The 22,330-nt window shown below is 74.4% G+C and carries 20 protein-coding genes; 14 read left to right on the top strand and 6 right to left on the bottom strand.

Annotated features, from left to right (window positions below; all coding sequences use genetic code 11):
- The first annotated feature begins 59 nt into the window (after window positions 1-59).
- Window positions 60-1,313: a PucR family transcriptional regulator gene (locus E1293_RS21650; protein WP_132199264.1), complete on the top strand. Its 1,254-nt coding sequence runs from the start codon at window positions 60-62 to the stop codon at window positions 1,311-1,313.
- A 147-nt stretch (window positions 1,314-1,460) separates the two neighbouring features.
- Window positions 1,461-2,897 carry an FAD-dependent monooxygenase gene (locus tag E1293_RS21645; protein ID WP_132199263.1) on the top strand — a complete coding sequence of 479 codons (1,437 nt, stop codon included), beginning with the start codon at window positions 1,461-1,463 and terminating at the stop codon, window positions 2,895-2,897.
- Between the two features lie 24 nt (window positions 2,898-2,921).
- Here the strand turns inward: E1293_RS21645 and E1293_RS21640 are convergent, their stop codons facing one another.
- From E1293_RS21640 to E1293_RS21630, 3 genes are read right to left on the bottom strand one after another with little or no spacing between them, the layout of a single operon-like run.
- Complete coding sequence (locus E1293_RS21640; RefSeq protein WP_132199262.1) at window positions 2,922-3,581, bottom strand: response regulator transcription factor; 660 nt, start codon at window positions 3,579-3,581, stop codon at window positions 2,922-2,924.
- A complete protein-coding gene (locus E1293_RS21635; protein ID WP_207939002.1) occupies window positions 3,578-5,089 on the bottom strand; it encodes a sensor histidine kinase in 1,512 nt (503 codons plus the stop codon). The genes E1293_RS21640 and E1293_RS21635 overlap by 4 nt, the downstream gene beginning before the upstream one ends.
- Window positions 5,070-5,336: a hypothetical protein gene (locus tag E1293_RS21630; RefSeq protein WP_132199261.1), complete on the bottom strand. Its 267-nt coding sequence runs from the start codon at window positions 5,334-5,336 to the stop codon at window positions 5,070-5,072. Before E1293_RS21630 ends, E1293_RS21635 begins: the two co-directional genes overlap by 20 nt.
- A 165-nt stretch (window positions 5,337-5,501) precedes the next feature.
- Here E1293_RS21630 and E1293_RS21625 point away from each other — a divergent pair, with 165 nt between their 5' ends.
- Genes E1293_RS21625 through E1293_RS21615 form a run of 3 tightly spaced genes read left to right on the top strand, consistent with a single transcriptional unit; the run spans window position 5,502 to window position 9,043 of the window.
- Window positions 5,502-6,104, top strand: a complete 603-nt coding sequence (locus tag E1293_RS21625; RefSeq protein ID WP_132199260.1) for a DUF4956 domain-containing protein — start codon at window positions 5,502-5,504, stop codon at window positions 6,102-6,104.
- Window positions 6,101-6,880, top strand: a complete 780-nt coding sequence (locus E1293_RS21620) for a polyphosphate polymerase domain-containing protein (RefSeq protein ID WP_243716368.1) — start codon at window positions 6,101-6,103, stop codon at window positions 6,878-6,880. The genes E1293_RS21625 and E1293_RS21620 overlap by 4 nt, the downstream gene beginning before the upstream one ends.
- 51 nt (window positions 6,881-6,931) lie before the next feature.
- Entirely contained in the window at window positions 6,932-9,043 is a 2,112-nt protein-coding gene (locus tag E1293_RS21615) for a sensor histidine kinase (RefSeq protein WP_207939001.1), read from the top strand.
- Here E1293_RS21615 and E1293_RS21610 read toward each other — a convergent pair.
- Window positions 9,040-9,645: a response regulator transcription factor gene (locus E1293_RS21610; RefSeq protein ID WP_132199259.1), complete on the bottom strand. Its 606-nt coding sequence runs from the start codon at window positions 9,643-9,645 to the stop codon at window positions 9,040-9,042. The two genes, E1293_RS21615 and E1293_RS21610, sit on opposite strands and share 4 nt — an antisense overlap.
- A 103-nt stretch (window positions 9,646-9,748) precedes the next feature.
- Between E1293_RS21610 and E1293_RS21605 the strand changes: the two genes are divergently transcribed.
- From E1293_RS21605 to E1293_RS21595, 3 genes are read left to right on the top strand one after another with little or no spacing between them, the layout of a single operon-like run.
- Complete coding sequence (locus tag E1293_RS21605; RefSeq protein WP_207939000.1) at window positions 9,749-10,489, top strand: ABC transporter ATP-binding protein; 741 nt, start codon at window positions 9,749-9,751, stop codon at window positions 10,487-10,489.
- A complete protein-coding gene (locus tag E1293_RS21600; RefSeq protein WP_207939003.1) occupies window positions 10,489-12,909 on the top strand; it encodes an ABC transporter permease in 2,421 nt (806 codons plus the stop codon). The genes E1293_RS21605 and E1293_RS21600 overlap by 1 nt, the downstream gene beginning before the upstream one ends.
- A gap of 50 nt (window positions 12,910-12,959) precedes the next feature.
- The gene (locus E1293_RS21595) at window positions 12,960-14,657 is read left to right on the top strand and encodes a bis-aminopropyl spermidine synthase family protein (protein ID WP_132199257.1); all 1,698 of its coding nucleotides are present in this window, start codon (window positions 12,960-12,962) and stop codon (window positions 14,655-14,657) included.
- Window positions 14,658-14,666: 9 nt separating this feature from the next.
- Here the strand turns inward: E1293_RS21595 and E1293_RS21590 are convergent, their stop codons facing one another.
- Together E1293_RS21590 and E1293_RS21585 are read right to left on the bottom strand one after the other, a co-directional pair.
- Window positions 14,667-15,413 carry an SDR family NAD(P)-dependent oxidoreductase gene (locus E1293_RS21590; protein WP_132199256.1) on the bottom strand — a complete coding sequence of 249 codons (747 nt, stop codon included), beginning with the start codon at window positions 15,411-15,413 and terminating at the stop codon, window positions 14,667-14,669.
- On the bottom strand, window positions 15,413-16,108 hold the full coding sequence (locus tag E1293_RS21585; RefSeq protein WP_132199255.1) for an SDR family NAD(P)-dependent oxidoreductase: 696 nt from the start codon (window positions 16,106-16,108) through the stop codon (window positions 15,413-15,415). The genes E1293_RS21590 and E1293_RS21585 overlap by 1 nt, the downstream gene beginning before the upstream one ends.
- A 178-nt stretch (window positions 16,109-16,286) precedes the next feature.
- Here E1293_RS21585 and E1293_RS21580 point away from each other — a divergent pair, with 178 nt between their 5' ends.
- From E1293_RS21580 to E1293_RS21555, 6 genes are all read left to right on the top strand, one after another.
- Window positions 16,287-17,345: a PucR family transcriptional regulator gene (locus tag E1293_RS21580; protein ID WP_132199254.1), complete on the top strand. Its 1,059-nt coding sequence runs from the start codon at window positions 16,287-16,289 to the stop codon at window positions 17,343-17,345.
- 250 nt (window positions 17,346-17,595) lie between these two features.
- Entirely contained in the window at window positions 17,596-18,399 is an 804-nt protein-coding gene (locus tag E1293_RS21575; RefSeq protein ID WP_132199253.1) for an SAM-dependent methyltransferase, read from the top strand.
- 96 nt (window positions 18,400-18,495) lie between these two features.
- Window positions 18,496-19,401, top strand: a complete 906-nt coding sequence (locus tag E1293_RS21570; protein WP_132199252.1) for a helix-turn-helix domain-containing protein — start codon at window positions 18,496-18,498, stop codon at window positions 19,399-19,401.
- Between the two features lie 233 nt (window positions 19,402-19,634).
- Window positions 19,635-20,492, top strand: a complete 858-nt coding sequence (gene hpnC / locus E1293_RS21565) for a squalene synthase HpnC (protein WP_132199251.1) — start codon at window positions 19,635-19,637, stop codon at window positions 20,490-20,492.
- Between the two features lie 8 nt (window positions 20,493-20,500).
- Window positions 20,501-21,361: a presqualene diphosphate synthase HpnD gene (gene hpnD, locus E1293_RS21560; RefSeq protein WP_132199250.1), complete on the top strand. Its 861-nt coding sequence runs from the start codon at window positions 20,501-20,503 to the stop codon at window positions 21,359-21,361.
- Window positions 21,358-22,330, top strand: a 973-nt coding sequence (locus tag E1293_RS21555; RefSeq protein ID WP_132199249.1) for a hydroxysqualene dehydroxylase, incomplete at its 3' end; no start/stop codon positions are given. The genes hpnD and E1293_RS21555, both read left to right, overlap by 4 nt.

The following is a 22,330-nucleotide window of genomic DNA, read 5'->3' as shown; positions in this document are numbered from 1 at the left end:
CCCGTACGCCCCCCGGATGGCACGATGAGGCCCCCGCGTTGTGCTGGAGGTGGCCCGCGATGACCGTCGGAGAGGTGGACGCCGACCGCACGATCATGCGCAAGGCGGTGCTGCGGCTGTCGGACCGCCTGCCCGACCTCGCCGACCGGCTCGCCGCCGAGATCCTGTCCGGCGACCGCGACCGCGACGACCCGTACCGCGCCGACGTGTGGGAGCTGTGCCACACCGGGCTCGGGCACGGCTTCGAGACGATCCTCGACCGGGACCGCGGCCGCGCCGACCTGGAGTGGGCGCGCCGGCTCGGGCAGCGCAGGGCGCACCAGGGGCAGCCGCTCGACCAGCTGCTGCGCTCCTACCGGCTCGCCGGGCGGGTGTTCTGGGAGGCGGTCGTCGAGGTCGTCGGGCGGCACGACCCGGAGAACGTCCCGGCGCTGATCCGGCAGGCGACCCGCACCTGGGACACGATCGACCAGCAGTCCGGCGCGGCCGCCGCCGCGTACCACCGCACCGAGCTGGACCTGGCGCGGCGCAGCGAGGAGCGCGTCCAGGCGATCGTGGACGCGCTGCTGGACGGGCAGGGCGCCGACGGCGGGCTGCTCGCGACCGCGACGTCCGTCCTCGGGCTGCCCGCGACCGGGCGCTACGCCGTCGTGATGCTGGGTGCGGAGGGCGGGTTCGGCGACGGCGTGGACCGCCGACCCGGCGACAGCGGCGGGATGCGGTTCATCTGGCGGCTGCGCACCGACGCCCAGGTGGCGCTCGTCGCGCTCGGCGCCGCCGGGCTGGACGACCTCGTCGCCGCCGTCCGCCCCTACGCGCGGTCGCACGCGGGCGTCAGCCCGGTCGTCGACTCGCTCGCCGAGCTGGGCGGCGCCCGCTGGTTCGCCGAGCTGGCGCTGCGGACGTGCCGCGGCCCCGGCAACCAGATCGCGCGCCTCGACCGCCGGCTGCCCGACGCGCTCGTCCTGTCCCAGCCCCGGCTCGCCGGGCGGCTCGGGCGCGTCGCGCTCGGCGGGCTCGGGGACGTCGACCCCGGGTTCCGCGACGCGCTGCTGACGACGCTGGAGACCTGGCTGGAGTGCGACGGCTCCGCGGCCCGCGCCGCGGACCGGCTGTTCTGCCACCGCAACACCGTCCTCAACCGGCTCCGCAAGATCGAGCAGCTCACCGGCCGGACGCCGGCCAACCCCGGCGACCTCGTCGAACTCGTCCTCGGCCTGAGCGCGCTGCGCCTCCACGGAACAGAGGACGCCCGTCGCCGGTCATTCCGCGACGGCGGCCCTGAGCAGGCGGAAGAAGTCGAACGGGCGTAGCGCGTCGGCCCGCTGCCACAGGTGCGCCGGCACGGCGTCGCGCACGCAAACGTTCTCGCGCACCTCGAATATCAACGCTGTCAGCGGGCTGACAGCGTTCTGCCAGGTGCGCTGCCGAGACTCGGTGCCAGGAGAAGGGAGAACACCATGACCGACGTCCTCATCATCGGAGCCGGGCCGACCGGCCTCGCCCTCGCCGTGGACCTCGCCCGCCGCGGCGTCGGCCACCGGATCATCGACCCCGGCATCCCCACCGGCTCGCGCGGCAAGGGCCTGCAGCCCCGCACGCTGGAGGTCTTCGACGACCTCGGGGTGATCGGCCCGATCCTGGAGACCGGCGCCGCGTACCCGCCCATCCGCGCCTACTCCGGCACGGACGTCGTGTGGGAGGGACGGATGAGCGAGCCGAAAGAGCCGTCCGCCGCCGTCCCCTACCCGAACGTCCTGATGGTGCCGCAGTGGCGCACCGAGCAAATTCTCCGCGACCGCCTGATGGAACTGGGTGGCCGGGTGGATCGGGGTGAACTGGCGGGCTTCACCAAGGACGCCGAAGGCGTCACCGCGACGCTGGCCGACGGCACGACCATTCACGCCGCCTATCTCGTCGGCGCGGACGGCGGCCGGAGCGCCGTCCGGAAGACGCTCGGTATCGCGTTCGAGGGCGAGACCCGCGAAGAGGAGCGGATGCTCATCGGCGACGTCCAGACGACCGATCTGGACCGAGACCACTGGCACACGTGGGCCGACATGGAGAAGCAGACCGTCCGCGTCGGACTGGTCCCGCTTCCCGGCACGGACGACTTCCAGTTCACCGCGCCGATCCAGCCGGGCGACGACCCCGAACTGACCCTGGCCACCTATCAGAAGGTGCTGGAGGCGGGCACCGACCGCACCGACATCCGCCTGACGGGCCTCACGTGGAGTTCGATTTACCGCGTCAACATCCGGATGGCCGAACGGTTCCGGGACGGCCGCGTCTTCCTGGCCGGCGACGCGGCCCACGTCCATTCACCGGCCGGTGGCCAGGGCCTCAACACCGGCGTCCAGGACGCCTACAACCTCGGCTGGAAACTGGCGGTTGTTCTTAAGGGCGGTCCGTCCACTCTTCTCGACACCTACGAGGAGGAACGCCTGCCCGTGGCTGCTGGAGTCCTCGGCATCAGCACGAGGCTGTACCAGAAGGCCGTCGAGGGGCAGGCCGACGCCCACGAGCGCGGCGAGGAGACCCAGCAGCTCCTCCTCGCCTACCCCGACAGTTCGCTCTCCGCGGGCCCGCTCGGCGGAACCCGCGTCGCCGACGCCGTCCTCCGCGACAAGACCGGCGCCGAGATCCGCTTGCACGACCTTCTCCGCGGCCCGCACAGCACCGTCCTGGCCTTCGACGTCCCGGCGGACATCGACCACCCGGACGTCCGCGTCGTCACGATCGGCGAGTCCGGCGACTACATCGACCCCGACGGCCAGGTGCGATCGGCTCTCCAAGGTGCCGCCATGGCGCTGATCCGCCCCGACGGCTACATCGCCCGCACGGGCGACGCGTCCGCCGTCCAGGGGCACCTCGCCCGCATGACCCGGGCGAACTAGACCACCGCGGCGCCGGCCGCCGGCTCACGGGCGCAGCCGGTACCCGGTGCCGCGGACCGTCTCGAACCGCTCGGCGCCGAGCTTGCGCCGCAGGTAGCGGACGTAGACGTCGACGATGTTCGAGCCGGGGTCGAAGTCGAAGCCCCACACGTGCGCGAGCAGCTGCTCCCGCGTCAGCACCTGATCGGGGTTGCGGCAGAACATCTCGGCGAGCGCGAACTCCCGCGCGGTCAGCTCGACGGTGCGGCCGGGCACCCGGGCCCGGCGGGTGCGCAGGTCCAGCACGAGGTCGCCGACCCGCAGCACCGTCGGCTCCGGGGTGGCGCCGGCGCGCAGCCGCAGCCGCACCCGGGCCAGCAGCTCCGCGAAGGCGAACGGCTTGGCGATGTAGTCGTCGGCGCCGCCCTCCAGGCCCGCGACGGTGTCGTCGACCCCGCCCCGCGCGGTGAGGATGATGACCGGGATCGCGACCCGCTCCTCGCGGAGCCGGAGCAGCACGGTGAACCCGTCGCGCAGCGGCAGCCCGAGGTCGAGGATCATCAGGTCGAACGCGCCGCCGCGGGCGTGCTCGTAGGCGGCGACGCCGTCCGCGGCGACCACCGTGCCGAACCCGGCGGCGCCGAGGCCCTTCTGCAGGAAGGACGTGATCCGCGGCTCGTCCTCGGCGATCAGGATCCGGCTCATGCGCGCGGTCCGTCCGTCGCGGGCCCGTCGTCCATGACCGGCACGGGGGACGGCTCGGCCGAGGAGGGCCGCAGCGGCAGTTCCAGGACGAACCGGGCGCCCCCGTCCGGCGGGCGCTCGACCCTGGCCCGCCCGCCGTGCGCGCGGGCGATCGAGCCGACGATGGCCAGCCCGAGCCCGGCGCCGTCGGTCCGGCGCGGCCCCGGCCCGGCCCGGACGAACCGGTCGAAGATGCGCGCGGTGTCCTCGTCCGCGACGCCCGGCCCGGTGTCGCGGACCCACAGCTCCACCCCGGCGCCGCGCACCGCCGAGCCGACCTCGACGGTGTCGCCGTCCCCGGTGTGCCGGACGGCGTTCGCGGCGAGCTGCATCAGCGCCTGGGTGAGCCGCTGCCGGTCGGCGGTGACCCGCACCTCCGCCACCTCGCCCACCCGCCACCGCCGGGACGCCATGCCGCGCGCCTTCGCGACCGTCTCCACGGTGAGGTCGGCGAGGTCGACCTCGCCGAGGGCCAGGAAGTCCGGGCGCTCCGCCTTGGCGAGCACGAGCAGGTCGTCCACGATGCGGTTCATCCGGTCCAGTTCGTCGATGAGCAGCTCCCGCGTCTCCGCCCGCTCCGCGGGGTCGTCGCCCATCAGCTCCAGATGGCCGCGGATCACCGTCAGCGGCGTGCGCAGCTCGTGCCCGGCGTCGTCGACGAACCTGCGCTGCGTCGCGAACGCGGCCTCCAGCCGGTCCAGCATCGTGTTGAACGTGCCGGCGAGCGCGGCGACGTCGTCGTTGCCGCGCACCTCCAGCCGCCGGGTCAGATCGGATGCGCCGATGCGCTCCGCGGTCTGCCGCACGAGCCGGATCGGCGCCAGTACCCGGCCCGCCACCAGCCAGCCGGCGAGCCCGGCGACGGCGAGCGCGCCGAACGCGGTGAACCCGAGGACCCGGGTCGTCTCCTCCGCCTCGTCCCGCTGCAGGTCGCGGAACTCGGCGACGACGAGCGCGGCGCGGGCCCGGTCGCCCGCCATCCGCACCGGCAGCACCGCGTACCGGACGCGGCCCGCCGGGCCGTCCGCCCACCCGGACGCCGGCCGGCCCGACGCGGCGATCCGGGTGGCGCGGGCGACGAACGCGGCGTCGTGGTCGAGCCGCGCCGGCGGCGGGTACGGGCTGCGCCGGTCGGCCCGGCCGTCGACGACGCTGAAGAACGACTCGTGGTCGTCCGGCAGGTTGTGGCCGAGATAGGCGGTGAGCAGCGCGCGGACCCCGGACACCGGCCGCCCGGTCGCCGGGTCGACGCCCGCGCGGGCGAACTCGCGCAGCTTGGCGGCCTCGTGGCCGAGCTCGGCGTTGATCCGGTCGTCCAGCCGGGCCGACTGCACCGACCAGGTGAGGAACACAGCCGCGCCCAGTGCGAGCGCGACGAGCAGCAGCATCCAGCCGACGATGCGGGCGCGCGCGGTGGGCCCGCGCCGCAGCCGCGCGCGAGGCGCGGGCTCAGTCGTCGTCGCCGTCATCGTCGACCTCGCCGTCGTCCTCCGATCCCGGGGGTCGCGGCGGCGTGACGGCCCTCCCCTCCCGGCCCGGCGTCCGGGATGCCGTCGGGCTCGGTGCGGCCGGACGCGTCGCGGGCGGCGGGGACACCTGGACGACGCCGCCGAGGTCGGGCGGGGCACTGGTCTGGGCGCGGGCGAATCCGGCGGCGAGGCCGAGGGTTGCCAAGGCCGCCGCTCCGATGCCGGCGATCGCCGCTCGGGTGGCCATGCGGCCCACTATGTCCCGGCGGGGCCGCGTCCGGCGATGCGCGGGCGATGAGAACCTTCTCATCCGCGGCCGGGTGAGAGCGCTCTCATCGTGGTCTCATCGCGGCCTCACCGTCCGCGGCGAGCGTCGGACCGGGAAGACACCGCCGGTACGGAGGAGGACGCTGTGCTGAAGGACGTCGGCTACGGCCTGGCCGTGGACCTGGTCACGATCACGGTGCTGGCGCATCTGATCTACTTCCTGCGGCACCGCAGGCGCGACATGCGGCTCGCCTATATCGCGGTCAACGTCGGAGTGTTCACGGTCGTCTCGCTGCTGCTCGCGCAGCGTGCGGACCTGGCGATCGGCTTCGGCCTGTTCGGGGTGCTGTCGATCATCCGGCTGCGGTCCGGCGCCCTGACGCAGGAGGAGGTCGGCTACTACTTCGTGGCGCTCGCGCTGGGCCTGGTGAACGGCCTCGCCACGCAGGACACCTGGCTCGCGCTGACGCTGGACGCGGTGCTGCTGGCGGTGATGTACGCGGCCGACCACCCCCGGCTGCCGGATCGCACCCGGCACCGCCTGATCACCCTGGACGTGATCCATCGCGACGACGCGGCGCTGCGGGCCGACCTGGAGAACCGGCTCGGCGGTACCGTGCTGCGGCAGTCGGTCACCGAGGTCGACTACGTGCGGGACGTCATGGTGGTCGACGTCCGCTTCCGGGTCATCGGCGACGTCCGCAAGGGCGCCGCCGCTCCGGCCTCGCGGACGGAGGCCGTGCTGTGACGGACGCGGTCCGCGTGCTCGGCGCCGCGGCGACCGGCCCGTCGCCGGTCGGGCTCGCCGAGGTGCTCGCCCGTAGCGCGCTGCAACTGCGCCTGGACCGCAAGTACCTGCTCCCGGCCCGGCTGGTGCCCGAGCTGGTCGGCGGCCTCGCCGGCTCCTACGCGGCGCTGGAGATCGACGGGCGGCGCCTGTTCCGCTACGCGTCGACCTACTTCGACACCCCCGGCCTGCTCACCTACCGGCAGCACCTCCAGGACCGCCGCCGCCGCTTCAAGATCCGTACTCGGACGTACCTGGACAGCGGCTCCTGCATGGTCGAGGTGAAGATGAACGGGACGCGCGACGCCACCGACAAGCGGCGCATGCCCTACGACGCGGGCCGCCGCATGGAGCTCACCGGCGCCGCCGAGGACTTCCTGGCCGCGACGCTGCTGTCGGCGTACCGGATGAACCCGCCCGCCCCGCTGCTCGCGTCGGCGACGACCGCGTACCGCCGCGTCACGCTCGTCCAGCGGTCCGGGGCCGGCCGGGTGACCCTGGACGCCGGGCTGGTCTGCACCCGCCCCGGGCGGCGGATCGAGGCACGCGACGGCTGGGTGCTCGTCGAGTCCAAGTCGGCCGCCTGGGACACTCCGGCCGACCGGCTGCTGCGCCGCCTGCGGGTCCGCCCGCTCAAGATCAGCAAATACTGCCTGGCGGTCGCCGTGCTGTATCCGGGCACGGCCGCGAACCCGTGGCACCGCGCGCTCCGCCGCTGCTTCGACGCCTCTGGTTAGGTTGGGTGGACGTGGGGGTGGACGTTCGCTCGACCGGGGAGTTGAGGGTGGTTGGCTGAGGCGGTACCCGGGCCGCGCGTCGCGCGGGCGGTCGTCGGCCTCGTGCTGGCCTCGTTCGCCGGCATCTACGTGCTGGCTGCCCCCGCGCGGACGGACGGCGCGGTGCAGGCCGGGGTCGCGGCCGTCCTGGCGGCACTGGCGCTGGCGCTGCACCTCGTCTGGGTGGTGCCGCGGACGCGGAGGTGGCGCGGCGGCTGGGTCGTCCTGGCGCAGGGGCTCCTCGCCTACTCGGGCGTCCTGGCCTTCGGGACGTCGGTCGGGCTGCTCGGCGTCGTGGCAGGGTCGGCGCTGCTGGCGGGCGGTGCGCCCATCGCGATGCCGGTCGTGGTGAGCGCGGCGGCCATCGAGGCGCTGCGCGGCGGCGCGACCGCGGACGTCACGATCACCTGCCTGCTGACCGGGCTCGTCGTGTACGGGCTGGTGCGGCTCGCCGACCGGGTCGACGACGCGGCGGCGGCCCGGCTGCCGCTCACCATGGCGGCGGCCGCGCGGGAGCGGCTGCGGATCGCGGCGGAGCTGAACCGGGGCCTCGGGGACGGTCTCGCGGTCATCCTCCGGGGCGGCCGCCGCGCGCTCCGGCATCCCGAGGAGATCGGTGAGGTCTTGGACGTGGCGAGGACGTCGCTGAACAACGCGCGTGCCGCGGCGGTGGACCTCCGGAGCATGTCCCTCGCGCCGGAAGCGTCGGCGGCGCGCGCGTTGCTGGACGCGGCCGGTGTCGAAGTGGAGGTCCGCACGGGGCACAGCGAGCCGCTGGGACCGGCCGGGGCGCTCCTGGCGACGGTCCTGCGGGAAGCGGTCACCGACGTGGTGCGGGTGGACTCGGCGAAGTCCTGCCTTATCGAAACGTCCGAGGACGCGGGCGTCGTAAGGCTGCGCGTCGTGAACGACGGTGTGCGCACGGCCGTGCAAGGCGAAGAGGGCCTGGCGCGAGCGGCGGAACGGGTTCGCCAGGCAGGCGGCACGTTCACCACCGGTCTGGGAGATGACGGCCGTTTCCTGGTGGAGGCCACCGCCGATGCCGGGGAACGGGCCGTCGGCCTTCCCGGCCAGGCCGCCTACCGGCTCTCGGTCACGTTGCTGGCGGCCGTCCTGGCGGGTTTCTCGGTCAAGGGCCTCCTGCTGATTCCGTGGGGCCCGCTCTGGCCGCTCGCGTTGGGCGGGTTCGTGCTGGCGTCCGTCCTGCAACTGCTGTGGGCGAGCAAGGGATGGCCAAAGGGGTGGTGGCTGCTCCTGGCGGTGCTGAGCTTCGCGCCCGTTCCGCTGTTCGGGAAGGCGTGGCTGGGCCTCGCCGGGTTCCTCGCCGGGACGCTGCTGGTCGCGCTGCCGAGGCGGGCCGCCGTCCCCCTGGTCGCGGCGACGATGGCGGGCGTCGGAGCCGGCGCGCACCTGCTCGGCCTGGGCCCGGCCGCCCTCGTCAACTACGTCATCAGCACCCTCGTGACCGGCCTGGTCGTGTACGGGCTGGTCATGCTCGCGCGGCTCGTGCGGGACCTGCGGGCGGCGGGGGAGGAGCTGGCGCGTGCGGCGGCCGTCCAGGAGCGGCTGCGGGCGGCCCGCGACCTGCACGACCTGCTCGGGCACAGCCTCGCCGCGATCCTGCTGAAGTGCGAGCTGGCCCGGCGCCTCGCCGCTGTGGACGCCGGCCGTGCCCGCGCCGAGATCGCCGACGTCGCTGCCATGGCGGAGCAGGCGGCCGCCGACCTGCGCGCCGCGACCGGCGGCGAGGCCGAGTTGTCGCTGGACGGCGAGCTGCGTTCGGCGCAGTCGGTCCTCACGGCGGCGGGCGTGGACGTCGAGACCGACGCGCGCCACACGGCCCTGGACGGCCCGGTGTCGGCCGTGCTCAGCACAGTCCTGCGCGAGGCCGTGACCAACGTCCTGCGGCACAGCGCCGCGACCCGCTGCGTCATCGTCACCGAGCAGGACGGCGACACCGTCCGCCTGCGAGTGGAGAACGACGGCCGAGACCCGCGCGCACCCCGCACCGCCCCCGGCGCAGGCATCGGCAACCTGACCACCCGCCTGGCCGCACTGGGCGGCACCCTGACGGCAAGTCCCAGCGAGAACCACTACCGCCTAGAGGCCCGGATCCCCCGTTAGAGCCAGCCGGCTTCGCGGGCTATGCGGGCGGCGTCGGTGCGGTTCCGGGCGTTGAGCTTGGTCACCACGGCGGTCAGGTGGTTGCGGACCGTTCCGGCGGACAGGTGCAGGCGCCCGGCTATCTCCGGGGGCTCCGCGCCCTCCGCGGCGAGCCGCAGGACGTCGGTCTCGCGCGGCGTGAGCGGGCTGTCGGTGCTGTCCCAGGCGGTCAGGGCCAGCTTGGGGTCGAGGACGCGTTCGCCCGCGGCGACCTTGCGGATGCCCGCGGCCAGCTCCTCCGGCGGCGAGGTCTTCAGCAGGAACCCGCGGACCCCCGCCGTCAGCGCGCGGCGGAGATGGCCCGGCTTGCCGTGGCCGGTGAGGACCAGCAGGGCGATGCCCGGGTCGGCGTCGCGCAGGGCCGCCGCCGCGGCGAGGCCGTCCAGGACGGGCATGTCGATGTCGAGGACGGCGACGTCGGGACGGGACGCGCGGGCGGCGGGCACCACCTCGTCCCCGCGCTCCACCTGGGCGACCACGGTCAGGTCGGGTTCCAGCGCCAGCAGGGCGGCGAGGGCGCCGCGCACGACGTGGTGGTCGTCGGCCAGGAGCACCTTGATCACCCCTTATGTCTACCAGCGTCACGGCCTGACCCGTGACGAGGTCACGGGTGTCCGGTGATCTCATCTCTGGCCCGTGAACGTCCAGGTCAGAAGACTTGCAGGCATGAACGAGGCAGGCGACGCGGTGCGCATGGAGACGGTCAGCAAGGTCTACGGACGGGGCAGGGGAGCGGTCGCGGCGCTGCGGGAGGTGACGACGACCCTCCCGCGGGGCCGCTTCACGGCGGTGATGGGGCCGTCCGGATCGGGCAAGAGCACGTTCCTGCACTGCGCCGCGGGCCTGGACACACCGACGTCCGGCACCGTGCGGCTGGGCGACACGGAGCTGTCGGCGATGAACGAGACGAAGCTGACCGAGCTGCGCAGGAAGCGGGTCGGGTTCGTGTTCCAGGCGTTCAACCTGGTGTCGTCGCTGACGGTGCAGCAGAACATCACCCTGCCGCTCCGCCTGTCGCGAACCCGGGTGGACAAGGCGTGGCTGAACCAGGTGGTCGCCCGCGTCGGCCTCGCCGACCGCACCGGGCACCGGCCCGCGCAACTGTCCGGCGGGCAGCAGCAGCGGGTCGCGATCGCGCGTGCGCTGGTGACCCGTCCGGACGTCGTGTTCGGGGACGAGCCGACCGGCGCGCTCGACACGATGACGGCCCGCGACGTGCTGACCCTGCTGCGAGAGACGGTGGACGGCATGGGCCAGACGGTCGTGATGGTCACCCATGATCCGGTCGCGGCCTCCTACGCCGACACCGTGCTGTTCCTGGCCGATGGACGGATCGTCGACTCGATGGACGCCCCGTCCAGCGACAAGGTCGCCGCCCGCATGACCCGGCTGGGGGCGTGGAAGTGATGCTCCGGCTCGTTCTCAGCACTCTGCGGCACCGCAAGGCGGGGTTCGCGGGAGCGTTCGTCGCGCTTTCCTTCGCCGCCGCCTTGGTCTGCGCGTGCGGTGTCCTGCTCGACACCGGCCTGCGCGGCTCCATCGCTCCCGAACGGTATGCGGGCTCGCCGGTCGTCGTCACCGGGGACCAGTTCGTCCACAAGACGATCGTCAAGAAGGAGGGGAAGCGGAAGCACAAGGCCAAGGCGATCGCCGAGCGCGCGTGGCTGCCCGCCTCCGTCGCGGACCGGGTCCGGGCGGCGAAGGGCGTCCGGGACGTGGTGACGGAGGTGTCGTTCCCGGCCGAGATCGGCGACGGCGGCGGCGAGTCGTGGGGCCACGGCTGGGAGTCGGCCGCGCTCACCCCGTTCACCCTGCGCGAGGGGCGCGCCCCCGCCGCGGACGGCGAGATCGTCATCGACGCCGAGACGGCCCGCACGCGCGGGCTCCGCCCGGGTGCGACGGCCAAGGTCGCCTCCGCCGTCCCCGGCACCTACCGCGTCGTCGGCGTGACCAGGGAGTCGCTCGAACACCAGACCGCCGTCTTCTTCTCCGCCGCCCAGGCCGCGCGCCTGTCCGGGCACGCCGGCCGGATCACCGCCGTCGGCGCGCACGGCCCGGAGAAGGCGATCGAGGACGCGGTGCGCGGTACGAACGCCACCGTCCACACCGGGAAGGACCGCGGGAAGGCGGAGTTCCTCGGCGCGGAGAAGTCCCGGATCAAGCTGATCAGCATGGGCGGCGCGCTCGGCGGGACGGCCCTGCTCGTCGCGGTCCTCGTCGTGTCCGGGACGTTCGCGCTGTCGGTCCAGCAGCGGGAGCGGGAGATCGCGCTGCTGCGCGCGGTGGCCGCGACGCCGCGGCAGGTGCGCCGGATGATCGGACGCGAGGCGCTGCTGGTCGCCCTGGTCGCGGGCCCGCCGGGCGCGGCCGCCGGGCTGCCGCTGGCGTTCTGGCTGCGGGACCGGTTCCGCGGCCTCGGCGCGCTGCCGCCCAACCTCGACCTCGTCGTCAGCCCGTTCCCGCCGCTCGCCGCCGCCCTCGCCGCGCTTGTCGCGGCCATCGCCGCCGCCCGGATCACCGCGCGGCGGACGTCCCGGATCCGTCCCGTCGAGGCGCTGGGCGACGCGGCCCTGAACCGCGGCGGGTCCGGCATCGCCCGGGTCCTGGCCGGGGTCCTGGCCACCGCCGGCGCCGTCGTCCTGACGATCGTGCTGTCGAACCTGAACACGGAGGCGGCGTCCAGCCCGGTCACGGTGCTGACCGCGCTCGTCTGGACGGTCGCCGCCGCGCTCCTCGGCCCGGTCATCGCCCGCGCCGCGGCTGCCGGGCTGTCGGTCCCGCTGCGGCTGTCCCCGGTCGGCGGGCAGCTCGCCGCCGCCAACCTGCGGGCCGGCGCGCGGCGGCTCGCGTCCGTCATCACCCCGCTCACCCTGATGATCGGCCTGACCGCGACGATCCTGTTCGTCCAGACGACGATGGGCCATGCGGCGACGCGGCAGGCGGGCGACGGCATCATCGCCGCGCACGTGGCCGGTCCCGCGGTCCCGCACGGCACGGCCGAGGAGATCCGCCGGGCGCCCGGCGTGACCGCCGTGACCGAGGTCGTGCGCAGCACCGTCCGGGTCGACCTGGAGAACTACGGCGTCCAGGGCGTCACACCGGACGGCCTGAACCGCACCATGGACCTGGACGTCCGGGCCGGATCGCTCGCCGGCCTGAACGCGTCCACCATCGCGGTGAGCGAAACCGCCGCGGACCGCCTCGACGTCGGGCCGGGCGACCGGCTGCCCCTCACGCTCGGCGACGGCACGCCGGTCGAGCTCACGGTGATCGCCGTCTACGGGCGCGGGCTCGGCTTCGGCGACCTCACCGTCGCCCGCGATCTGCTCGCCGCGCACGTGGACGACCCGCGCGGCACCCTGCTGATCGCGGGCAAGGCCCTGGCGGGGATCCCCACGGCGGACGCCGCCACCCTCGCCGAGGACACGGCGTCCGCGAACGCCGAGGTCAACTACGTCGCCATGGCCCTCATCATCGCGTTCACGGCGATCGCCGTGGTGAACACCCTCGCGATGTCCACCGCCGACCGCGCCCGCGAGTTCGCCCTGCTGCGCCTGGCCGGGACGACCCGGCGCCAGGTCATGCGGATGCTCGGCTGGGAGACCCTGGCGGTCGTCGCCGTCGCCGCCGTCCTCGGCACCGCGATCGCCCTGGCCACCCTCACCGCGTTCAGCGCGGGCATGACCGGCGGCACGCCGTACGTCCCGCCGCTCGCCCACCTGGGCGTCCTCGCCTGGGGCGCCGTCCTCGCCGGGATCGCGACGGCCCTGCCCGCGCGCCTCGCCATGACCGGCCGTCCCGCCGACACGATCTCCGCCCGTGAATAGCCCGATAGGATCGGTCCGCACCCCGTCCCCGCTGAACGATGTAGACATATATGACGAATGGCGAGCAGCCGCAGCCGGAAACACCGCTGGAGGCCGTCCGCGAGTTGCGGGCCGGTTTCGGAATCGACGCCCGGCGGATCGACGCGATCGGCCGGCTGCTGGCCGGCGGGGGTTTCCATTCGGTCGAGGACGTCGTTTCCCTGACCGGTACCTCGCGCCGCACGGTCGAATCGGTGTTCCGGGCATTGGAACCCGACCTGGAATCGTCCGGGGACGGAAAACGCATCGCGAAACGGCACCTCGGGAAATACGGGGAGGCGTTCGGCACTACCGAGCCGGTCGCGATCCGGGACCCGTGGACGGAGGCCGCCCGCCGCGACCCCGCCGTCCTCGCCGGCATGGCCGCCCTGATCGACGCCGCCCCGCCCCCGGTGCAGGCGCTCGACCACGTGCCCGCCACCGCCGAGACCGTGGTCAAGCGTGCCCGGTTCATGCTCACCGGCTTCGAGTTGACCGGCGCGCACGTGCTCCTCGTGGGCGACCACGACCTGACGTCGCTCGGCCTCTTCCTCGCCGGCGGGGCCCCGGGCCTGCGGGTCAGCGTGGCCGACATCGACGAGCGGCTGCTGGAGTACGTCGACACCGAGGCGGCGCGCCGCGGCTGGGACGTGCGCTGCCATTTCGCCGACCTCCGGCTGGGCCTGCCCGCCGCGCTGCGGGAGTCGTGCGACCTGGTGTTCACCGACCCGCCGTACACGCCCGAGGGCGTCCGGCTCTTCGTGGCCCGCGGCCTCCAGGGGCTGCGCGACCACCGCAACGGCCGGATCCAGCTGGCCTACGGGTTCGGTGAGCGGCAGCCGGCGCTGGGACTCGCCGTCCAGAAGGCGCTCAACCCGCTCCACCTCGCCTACGAGGCGGTCCTGCCGGGGTTCAACCGGTACGTCGGCGCCCAGGCGATCGGCAGCGCTGCCTCGCTGTACGTGCTCCGCCCCACCCGGAGGACGGCCGGCGCCGTACGGGCGGTCGCGGACGAGTCCCCGGAGAGCATGTACACCCACGGCGCCCAGGCGGTGGAGGCGGCGGGCGGCCTGGACCGCGCGGCCGCCGGCCGGGTCCTCGAACTCGGCGCGGCCACCGAGGGCAGGACGCTGCTCGTCGGCGACGGCTGGCCCGCGGACGCCCCGGGCAAGCGCCTCTCGCTGGCCGCCCTCACCGGCGCCCCGCTGCCCCGGAACCTCCAGGACCACGCCGCCACGCTGATCAACCTGTACCCGGGCTTCGGCGCCTCGGCCGTCCGGGCGCTGCTCGCGGCGAACTCGCAGCGGGCCGCGCTCGTCTGCCGCAACGACCTGCCGTTCCTCACCAGCGCCGAGGGGCAGCGGGAGTTCGCCCGGCTCGTCGGGCCCAAGTACCGGATCGACCGGCTGCTCCGCAGCACGCCCGCGCGAGACCTCGCCGTCGTCCTCGCCGAGCGGTCGCAGCACGGCTCGCAGTCCGGCGCCGAGCGGGTCCTCGGGCACATGTACGCGCGTGCGCACGGCAAACTCGGAAACGGCTGGCGGGAAGGGCTCATCGCGCTCCAGAAGCAGTCCGGGCGGACGCTCACCAAGGGCGAGAGCCGCGGCATCATCGAAGGGGCGGTGACCCGTGCGGAGGTGCTGGAACGCTCGCTGATGGACCTCCCCCTGCACTTGTTCGCCATTCTCGAAAAGGACGTCGAGCGTTCCGTCGAGGTGCTCACCGGCTGAATGCCGGGCTCAGGCACGGGCTCGGGCGGTGCCCCCGTTCACGTGCAGGATCTGGCCCACCAGCGTCGGGAGGCGGTCGTCGGCCAGGAACGCGATCGCCTCCGCGACCTCCTCGGGGGTCGCGATGCGGCCGAGCGGGACGCGGGCCGCGTAGCGGGCGCGGATCTCCTCGACCGGCACGCCGGCGGCCGCCGCGTCCACCTCCAGCCGGGGCGTGTCGATCACGCTCGGTGCGACGGCGTTCACCGCGATGCCGAGCGGGGCCAGCTCGCGGCCGAGCGACTTCGCCAGCGCGACGACCCCGGCCTTGGACGCGGAGTAGGCCGTCGCGTCCGGCCACCCCGTCAGGCCCCACTCGGACGCGACGAACACCATGCGCCCGCCGCCGCGCTCGACCATCCCCGGCATGACGGCCTGCGCGCACCCGAACGTCCCGCCGAGGTCGACGTCGATCGTCCGCCACCAGTCCGCGAGGTCGTGCCCGGCGAACGGCGCCATCGTCATCCGCGCGGCGCCGGTCACGAGCAGGCCGATCTGCTCGCCCGTCTGGCGCTCGATCTCCGCGACCATCGCGGTGACCGCGGCGGGGTCGGCGACGTCCGCGGGCGCGGCGACGCCGCTCAGCTCGGCGGCGAGGGCGGTCAACGGCCGGCCGGGGCGGTCGTTGAGGGCGACGAGGTGGCCGCCGGCCGCGAGCCGCCGCGCGACGGCCGTGCCGAGGCCGCCGCCCGCCCCGGTGATCAGCGCGACCGCCATCAGATCACCGCCCCCGCGTTCGGGGAGAGGATCTCGCCGGCGCAGAACGTGCCGTCCTCGATCAGGTAGGCGGCGGCCAGCGCGACCTCCTCCGCCGACGTCAGCCGGCCGGTCGGCAGGGTCTGCAGGAACGCCGGCCTGCGCCACGGCGAGTCGGGCGCCAGCAGCGGCGTGTCGGTCGGGCCGGGCGCCACCGCGTTCACCCGCACGCCCGACGACGCCAGCTCCGCCGCGAGCGACCGGACGAGCCCGATCACCGCGCCCTTGGCCGCCGCGTAGTGCGCCTCGGCGTGCCCGCCGCCGATGGCGAGGTCGGACGTGACCGCGACCACGTCGCCCCGGCCGCGCTCCACCATCCCCGGCACCACCGCCCTGCAGACGTTCACCACGCCGCCCAGGTGGACGCGCAGCATCCGCGTCCATTCGGACCAGTCGATGTCGGACACCGGGACGATCGCGTAGTGCCCGGCCGCGCACACCGCCGCCTCGACCGGCCCGAGCTCCCGCTCGATGCGCCGGACCGCGGCGGCCACCTGCCCGTCGTCCGCGACGTCCACGCCCACCGAGTGGAGGGCGTCCGGGGCGGGGCGCAGGTCCAGCCCGGCCGTCCGCCAGCCGCGCGCCGCCAGCTCGCGCACCATCGCGGCCCCGATGCCGCCCGCCGCGCCGGTGACGAGCGCCAGCCGTGCCCCCATCCGATCACCTCGCCAAGCCCCGTAAAGCTCCAGGCAAACGCGATATCGGCCCAGGTGGCAAGGGTTGCGGCGAGGTGTTGGCCGAACGCACCGCGGCGCGCCCGGTCTTTCGTGCGGTTCTCCCAAAAGTCGGTCACGGGTGCGGGCCGATGCCGGGCCGGGGTGAGATGGTGAGGCTGTGACCAGCGATCCCGTGGTGCCGCGCGTCACCGTCCGGCAGCTCCTGGAGGTGCCGCGCTTCCGGCTGCGCCTGGTCGCGGGGGCGGAGGGCCTCGACCGCCCGATCCGCTGGGCGCACTCCACCGAGCTGCTCGACCCGGGCCCCTACCTGCGCGGGCACGAGATCGTCCTGACGGTGGGCGCGTCGCTGGAGGGCGCGGGCGCCTGCGCCGCGTTCGCCGACTCGGTCAAGGCCGGCCGGGGCGGCGCGATCGGCTACGGCGTCGGCGACGTGACCGACGCGACGCCGGGCGAGCTGCTGCGCGCCTGCGACCGGCTCGGGCTGCCGCTGCTGGAGGTGCCGGCGGAGGTCCCGTTCATCGGCTTCACCGAGTGGTTCGCCGAACGGCTCGCCTCCACCCGCGCCGAACGGCACGACCGGGAGGAGACCGGGCGGCTGCTGCGCATGGTCCAGCAGGGCCTCGCGTCCCCCGAGGCGCTGCGCACCCGGATCGACGACGCCGGGCTCGACCCGGCGTCCCTGCTGGTGATCGCGATGGACGGCACCGAGGACGAGCTGCCCGGCGTCCTCGGCCTGGACGGCGACACCGCGCTGCTGGTCACCAACGACGCGCACGCCTGGAGCGAGCCCGCCGGGATCGGCAGCCCCGGCCCGCTGGAGCACCTGCCGCTGTCGGTCACCGAGAGCCTCGCCGCGCTGGAGGCCGCGCGCCGCGGCGGCGGGGTCGTGCACGCCTCCGACCTCGCCACCTTCAAGGCCCTCCTCGGCCGGCTCGACCCGGCGCAGCTGGCGCCGTTCGCCGAGCAGATCGCCCGGCCGCTCGGCGACTACGACAGCGCGCACGGCACCCGGCTGGTCGAGACGCTCCGCACGTTCCTGGACATGGGCGGCGCGGTCGGCGCGACGTCCCGGGCGCTGTTCCTGCACCCCAACACGCTGCGCCACCGGCTCGGCCGGATCGAGGCCCTGACCGGCCGGGACCCGCTCCGGTTCGACGACCGCGTCGCGCTCGCGATCGCCGTCTGGGCCGCCGCCCAGCGCGGCGGATCCGCCTAGCCCGTCCGACTTCACGGACATTTTGCTTTTTCGGCACACGTAACCGGAATTCCGGACATTGTGAGCACGAGCCACACCGGCCACGGCAACCTCGCCGGTATGTTCATTCCGGGCATTCGCCAATGTCCCGAACGGTGCCGCGGGCCCAGCCGAATTCCGCGTTCCCGGACGGCCCGGCGGCGGCGGGTCTAGGTTTGCAGGAGACAGCCGGGAGAGACGGAGCAGCACCAGCGGAGGGAGCGTCGCAGCGATGACGGAAACCACGCCCGGACCGGAAAAGGGACCGGACGCCAAGATCAACACCGACGTTCCGCAGTCGGCCCGGATCTGGAACTACTGGCTCGGCGGGACCGACAACTACGAGATCGACCGGATCGCCGGCGACCAGTACAAATCGCTGTATCCGGGAATCGTGCCGATCGCCCGCGCCGGCCGCTACTTCATGGACCGCGCGATCGGTTTCCTGGCGCGGGAGCGCGGGATCACCCAGTTCATGGACTGCGGGACCGGCCTGCCCACCGTCGACAACACCCACGAGATGGCGCGCCGCGCGACCCCCGGCGCCAAGGTCGTCTACGTCGACAACGACCCGCTCGTCCTCGCGCACGCCCGCGCGCTGATGAACGAGGGCCGCACCGAGTACATCGACTGCGACCTGCACGACCCGAAGGCGATCATGGAGCGGGCGTCCGGGCTGCTGGAGCTGTCCCGGCCCGTCGGGCTGCTGATCATCGGTGTGCTGGGGCACATCGTCGACCCGGACGAGGCGTACGCCGTCGTCCGCGGGCTGATGGAGCCGCTGGCGTCCGGCAGCTACCTCATCCTGCACGACTCCACCGACGAGAACGCGGCGTTCAACGCGGCGCAGCGCGCCTACGACGAGACCGGCGCCATCCCGTTCCGGCTGCGCAGCCCCGAGCTCATCCGCGGCTACTTCGACGGCCTGGAGATCGTCGAGCCGGGCCTGGTGACGAGCGGCGCATGGCGGCCGGAGATCGACCCGGACGAGATCGAGGACCTGCCGACCCTGTGCGCGGTGGCGCGCAAACCCTGACGGCGGCGGTAGGTCGCACAGGGTTCCCTGTCCTGCGCGCAGCGTGAAGCTATAGTGAAGGCGGTCGTCCAAGCCGCCCCCCGATGAGGAGTCCCCATGGCCTCCCACACGATCACCGGCAGCAGGCAGTCACCACCGGCGCACCCGCGCCCGGTCCGGGCCGAGGGCGACCCGCTCGTCCCCCGGATGCTGCTGGGCCGGCGGCTCCACGACCTGCGCGAGGCGGCCGGGCTCTCCCGCCGGGACGCCGCCCGCACGATCGACGGCTCCGAATCCAAGATCACCCGGCTGGAGCTGGGCCAGGCCGCCGCCAAGCCCGGCGACGTGTCCCGGCTGCTGGCCCGCTACGGCGCGGACGCCGCCGAGCGCACCACCCTGCTCGCCCTCGCCGAGCAGACCAACGCGCGCGCCTGGTGGCACGGCGACGGCGACATCGTCGCGCGCTGGGTGCGCCAGTACCTCAGCGCCGAGCAGGCGGCCAAGCTGGTCCGCACGTTCGAGGCCCAGTTCGTCCCCGGCCTGCTGCAGACCGAGGACTACGCCCGCGCGCTGATCCGCCGCGACCACCCCGAGGCGGAGGTCGAGCGCCGCGTCGGGTTCCGGCTGCGGCGGCAGCGCGTCCTGCGCCGCCGCCCCCGGCCGCTGAACCTGTGGATCGTCCTGGACGAGGCGGCGCTCTGGCGTCCGACCGGCTCGCCGGAGACGATGCGCGGGCAGATCCGGCACATCGTCGAGCTGTGCAGGCGGCCCAACGTCACCGTCCAGATCGCGCCGTTCGGCATCAGCGGGCGGATCGCCGGCGACGGGCCGCTCACCCTCGTCCGGTTCCCGCAGCAGAGCCTCCAGGACATGGTCTACCTGGAGCGCCCCGACAAGGCCGTTTACCCGGTGCGACGCGTGGAGATCGAGCGCCATTGGCACGTGTTCAACACCCTGGTGACCGAGGCGGCGCCGCCCGAGCAGACGCCGCAGATCCTCGCTGGAATCCTCGCCACCTACTGACTCGGCCCTCCGCACACCGCCGCCCCGCAATACCCCTGTCCCGGGCGATCACATATTCCCGGCTGACCACTTCCGGCCTAAACGCATAAATGATCGAGATTCGGGAGGGTTAGCGCGCCGGTTCGGGGACGTACGCCACATGGGCCCCGTCGATGGCCATGTTTATCGGACGATCTCCCGGCTACCGGGCATCGACGTAGGCTCCCGCGCCGCCTCCGCCCCGAAGGAACGCCATGTCCGTCAGCGAGCGTCTGTGGAACGCCACCGAGGAACGCCGCACGAGACTCGAACTCCAGTCGAGGGAGAACTTCCCGGTCGCCTCCCGGCTGCTCCCCGCGCGCCACCGCGCGCACCTGCTGAACGTGTACGGCTACGCCCGCCTGGTCGACGACATCGGCGACGAGGCGCCGCCGGGCGACCGGGCCGGGCTGCTCGACCTGGTCGACCGCGACCTCGACCGCGTCTACGCGGGTACCGCGCCGGAGCTCCCCGTGCTGCGCGACCTCGCCGGCACGATCGTCGCCTGCCGCATCCCGGCCGAGCCGTTCCGCCGCCTCATCGAGGCCAATCGCCAGGACCAGGCCGTCACCCGGTACGCGACGTTCGACGACCTCCGCGGGTACTGCGCGCTCTCCGCCGACCCCGTCGGGCACATCGTCCTGCACGTGTTCGGCGCCGCGACGCCGGGCCGGCTCCGGCTGTCGGACCGGGTGTGCACCGCCCTGCAGATCATCGAGCACTGCCAGGACGTCGCCGAGGACCACCGCAACGGGCGCGTCTACCTGCCCGGCGACGACCTGCGCCGGTTCGGGTGCACCGAGGACGACCTGACCGCCGCCCGCACCCCGACCCGGCTGCGCGGCGTCGTGGCCCTGCAGGCGAAACGGGCGCGGTCGATGCTGGACGAAAGCGCCGCCCTCACCGGCGGGCTCCGCGGATTCGCGCGGGTCGCCGTCGCCGGATACGTCGCGGGCGGTCTCGCCGCCCTCGCCGCGCTCGACCGGAGCGCCTACGACGTCCTCGCGGGCCCGCCTCGCCCGCGCAAAGGGCGGCTGCTCGCCGAGTGGTCGCGGACCTTGGGAAGGAAGTGAGCAGATAGATGGACGCACCCGACGCCTACCGGCACTGCGAGAGTGTCGTGCGTTCCCAGGCGCGCAACTTCTCCTACGGGATCCGGCTGCTCCCCCCGCCCAAACGGCGCGCGCTGAGCGCCGTCTACGCGTTCGCCCGGCGGATCGACGACATCGGCGACGACCATGACGCGCCCGCCGCCGACCGGCTCTCCAGGCTCGCCGACGAGCGCGACCGGCTCGCCGCCGTGGACTCCCACCCGTCCGACCCGGTGCTCGTCGCGCTCGCCGACGCCGCCCGCCGCCACCCCGTCCCCCTCGACGCGTTCGGCGAGCTGATCGACGGCTGCGAGGCCGACGTCCGCGGCGAGACCTACGACACCTTCGACGACCTGCTCTGGTACTGCCGCTGCGTCGCGGGCGCCGTCGGCCGGCTGTCGCTCGGCGTGTTCGGGACGTCCGACCGCGAGACGGCCGTGCCGCGCGCCGACGCGCTCGGCGTCGCGCTGCAGCTGACGAACATCCTGCGCGACGTCCGGGAGGACGGGCTGAGCGGCCGCGTCTACCTGCCGGCCAAGGACCTCGTCCGGTTCGGGTGCACGCTGGAGCGCGACGGCGCCGGCCGGCTGCACGACGAGCCGGAGCGGCTCGCCGACCTCGTCCGGTTCGAGGCGGGGCGGGCGGCCGAGTGGTACGACACCGGCCTGCAGCTGCTGCCCATGCTCGACCGGCGCAGCGCCGCGTGCGCGGGCGCGATGGCGGGCATCTACCGGCAGCTGCTGCGCCGCATCACGGCCGACCCGCTGGCCGCGCTGGACCACCGCACCTCCCTGCCGGCCTGGCAGAAGGCGACCGTGTCCGCCAGGGCGATGGCCGGGATCCACCGATGACCGGCTCCGGGGGAGACGTCGCGATCGTCGGCGGCGGACTCGCCGGGATCACGGCGGCGCTGGCGCTCCAGGAGACCGGGGCGCGGGCGACGATCTACGAGGCGCGGCCCCGGCTCGGCGGCGCCACCCACTCCTTCTCCAGGGACGGCCTGACGGTCGACAACGGGCAGCACATCTTCCTGAACTGCTGCTCGGCGTATCAGGGGCTGCTGGCCCGGCTGGGCGCGGCGGACCGCGTCCGCGTCCAGGACCGCTTCGACGTCCGCGTCCTCACCCCGGACGGCGCCGGCGGCCGGCTCCGCCGCGCGAAGGCGCCCGGGCCGCTGCACCTGCTGCCCGCGCTCGCCGGGTACCGGCTCCTGCCGCCCGCCGACCGGCTGCGGGCGATCGGCGCGTCGCTCGCGCTCGACCGCCTCGACACCGGCGACCCGGCGCTCGACCGGTCGAGCATGGGCGCGTGGCTCGCCCGGCACGGCCAGCGGCGGCAGGCGCGCGAGGCGCTCTGGGAGCTGTTCGTCACGGCCGCGCTCAACATCCGGCTGGACGAGGCCGCGCTCGGGCCCGCCGCGTTCGTGTGCCAGACCGCGCTCCTCGGCCGCTCCGACGCCGCTGACATCGGCGTCCCCACGGTCCCGCTCGGCGACCTGCACGGCACCGTCCCGGCCGCGAAGATCGAGCGGGACGGCGGCCGGATCCACCTCGGCGCGAAGGTGACGGCGATCGACGCCGGGCCGAAGCTCGTCGTCAACGGCTCCCCGGTCGGCGCCGACGCCGTCGTGGTCGCCGTGCCCCACCGGGCGGCGGCCGCGCTCGTCCCGGCGGAGGCGTCCCCGGAGCGGGCGCGCTGGGCCGGCCTCGGCTCCAGCCCCATCGTCAACGTCCATGTGATCTACGACCGGCCCGTGCTGGACGAGCCGTTCCTCTGTGGGGGGACGCCCCCCCACACCCCCCGGAACGGCCCGTTAGCGC

The organism is Actinomadura darangshiensis, assembly GCF_004349235.1.
In the GTDB taxonomy this organism is placed as follows: Bacteria; Actinomycetota; Actinomycetes; order Streptosporangiales; family Streptosporangiaceae; genus Spirillospora; species Spirillospora darangshiensis.
This window is presented reverse-complemented; position numbering and strand designations above follow the sequence as displayed.